This is a genomic window from Kaarinaea lacus, assembly GCF_975902315.1.
Window position 1 is genome coordinate 1 of sequence record NZ_CDLKIE010000374.1, and the last position, 2,812, is coordinate 2,812.

General features: G+C 45.6%; 3 protein-coding genes. 2 read left to right on the forward strand and 1 reads right to left on the reverse strand.

Annotation, left to right across the window (positions count from 1 at the left end; translation table 11 throughout):
- A partial coding sequence (locus ACWVCM_RS12120; protein ID WP_455202014.1) for a class I SAM-dependent RNA methyltransferase occupies positions 1–996 on the forward strand: 996 nt, incomplete at its 5' end.
- A gap of 22 nt (positions 997–1,018) precedes the next feature.
- Here ACWVCM_RS12120 and ACWVCM_RS12125 read toward each other — a convergent pair.
- Positions 1,019–1,927, reverse strand: coding sequence for a lipase family protein (locus ACWVCM_RS12125; protein ID WP_455202015.1), 909 nt, complete (start codon positions 1,925–1,927; stop codon positions 1,019–1,021).
- A 263-nt stretch (positions 1,928–2,190) separates the two neighbouring features.
- On the opposite strand from ACWVCM_RS12125, the gene ACWVCM_RS12130 reads away from it, so the two are divergent.
- The coding region (locus tag ACWVCM_RS12130) for a hypothetical protein (protein ID WP_455202016.1) at positions 2,191–2,812 on the forward strand (622 nt) is incomplete at its 3' end.

Below are 2,812 nucleotides of genomic sequence, written 5' to 3' on the forward strand. Positions count from 1 at the left end.
GAATTGAAAAAGAATTTCGCCAATGCAAATCTGGTAGAGGTTATTGAAGCATCTCCTGAACGAATAACACCAAGATGCCAGGTATTCGGTCAATGCGGTGGTTGTCAATGGCAACATATCCCCTATTCATTACAATGGAAAATCAAGATCGCAGGCATCCAACAAGCGCTAAAATCTTCACAGATAAAAATAAGTGAACCAATCGAAGCGTTTCCCGCTGAGCAAATCTGGCATTATCGCAACCGCATCCAGCTACGCGGTCACAAGAACATCCTTGGTTATTATGCCCCACGCAGCCATGACATCGTTGACATTAGTCAATGTGAAATCGCAAGACCGCAAATTAATGATGTATTGGCGAAAATCAAAACTGATGGTGAGCAGTTCAGCAAGCCTTATAAAGTAGAAGTTGAAGTGCTGGAAAATAATGAAATTCGCACCACCTGGAATGACCGCCATGCTGCAGCCGGCTTTCGCCAGGTTAATGATGAGCAAAATAAGAAACTCAAAACATGGATAACGAATACACTGGAAAACCGGCAACCCGTATTCGATTTATATGGCGGTTCAGCAAATCTCTCCTGGAATCTCGCAACCCAAGGTAGAGAAGTTCATTGCATTGACCAGTCTACGCCAGGAGAACGCCCGGATAATTGTCCATCCAGTTTACACTTTCACCAGTCCGATGTTTTGCCCTGGCTGAAGCAACACATTACCGATATTAAGTTTAAACGCATTGAACTAACAGATTCTCCGTACACAGCCATCATCGATCCACCCCGCGGTGGTTTGGCTGAAGAATTTGATGGTATTGTCGAGCGCCTTGAAACGCTTAATGTGAATGAAATCGTTGCGGTGGGATGTAAAACTGACAGCTGGACGCGTGATATTAGCCGATTCATTTCCCGTGGCTGGAAATTACAGCAAATCGCCGCATTTGATTTCTTTCCCCACACCACCCACCTGGAAAGTACCGCTTACCTGACCCGAGATTAAGCGAGAATTTATCCAGCCATAGCTACCAGTTCGGTAAAAAGATACTTAAATCGTTTTTGTAAGGAATCCATTGTGGCTTACTGGTCTTTGCTTCGATTAACGCAAGATAATAGGACATTTGATGATGACGCAAATTTTTCTCGCTCAAGGGCTGCGCCAGAAATTTGGTGGCTCGCAACATACTTTCTATACCGGAGGTAATGGAATATTGCTTACCCTCGAGCAAAATAATTTCTCGTCCGGAATGCCAGTAAATATTCAAATTATTGATGTCTGCCATTTCCAGTGGAGGTACCAGCGGTACCAGGTCTCCGGGGGTGACCACACGCCAGATCTCCAACTCATCCAGCTTTCTTGAACCGCTGAAGTTAGTCACCTTGGGTTGACCAAATGTAACGACCTTCTCCACCTGGTAGCCATCGTTGCTCAGATACATGGCCAGCACGGCAGCCACCGCGCCGCCCAGACTGTGACCGGTGGCACGAATCTTATACTGTTTATTCAACTTTGGTTTTATATCGTTGTAAATACCTTTCGCAGAAACAGCAAATCCATTGTGCAAAAGAATTCCAGAGTTATCACTTTTTATAAGCTGTATCGCAATATCCACCAGCGCATTTTCTACGTTGGACGTACCACGAACGGTAATTATGTGGATCTTGTTTTTGTCATCGCTCGCCAGATAAAAAGAAACCTGTAGCTTAGGCAGATTTGCATAGTGAACCAGCCGATAATCCTGCGTAGCGAGCGTTTTTTCGATGCGAGCACGATTTTCGTACGCAGCATTCGCCAGCCGCGCGTATTGCAGGATTTCCACAAACATATTATCCGACTCAACGGCTGTTTCATCCTGTTGCGCGTATACAGGAGAGATTGAACCAAGAACGATCGCTGTGAATAACACAGAACTTAGCAGCGCTTTATTAGTCATATGTGGCATACAATGATATTTGCTAATTAGATAAATAAGTAAGCTTTTTTTAATGATGCCCTACCTGCCACAGACAAACCGAGATACTGATTCAATAAAGCACTCATCCGATACAATAAAACCCCGCATATTACTCGAGCCAGTCGCTATTTATTAGCATTTAAGCGATAATTGCAGACCATCGAACGGTAAATCCGGACAGGTAAAAGCTCCTACAATTTATCAGGATTTGGCATTTCAATAACGAATTGGTTCAACATTCCATGCAAGCCCTTTTTTCTTATCGTCCCTACTGGGCAAAACGATTCGGTACGGCGCCGGTGTTGCCCATGTCTCGCGAAGAGATGGATGAGCTGGGCTGGGATAGCTGTGACATTATATTAATCACCGGTGATGCGTATATCGATCATCCTAGTTTTGGCATGGCGTTAATCGGACGGTTACTGGAAGCACAGGGATTTCGCGTCGGCATCATTTCACAACCGGACTGGAACAGCGCTGAAGCCTTTAAAGTACTGGGTAAACCAAACCTGTTTTTTGGCGTCACCGCTGGCAATATGGACTCCATGGTAAACCGTTATACAGCGGACCGAAAAATCCGTCGCGACGATGCTTATACGGCCGGCGCCATGGCCGGCAAAAGACCAGATCGTTCAGTACTGGTTTACACCCAACGAGCGCGGGAAGCGTATAAAAATGTACCGGTGATTATTGGCGGTATCGAAGCCAGTTTACGCCGCATCGCGCACTATGATTACTGGTCTGATAAAGTTCGTCGCTCAATTCTGCCCGACAGTAAAGCCGACCTGTTACTTTATGGCAACGCCGAACGCCAGATTGTCGAAATTGCCCACCGACTGGCTGCTGGCGAATCCATTTCCAGCA

Coding starts and splice junctions, on each gene's coding strand:
- ACWVCM_RS12125 (WP_455202015.1), bottom strand. CDS start 1,927: ATGACTAATAAAGCGCTGCTAAGTTCTGTGTTATTCACAGCGATCGTT.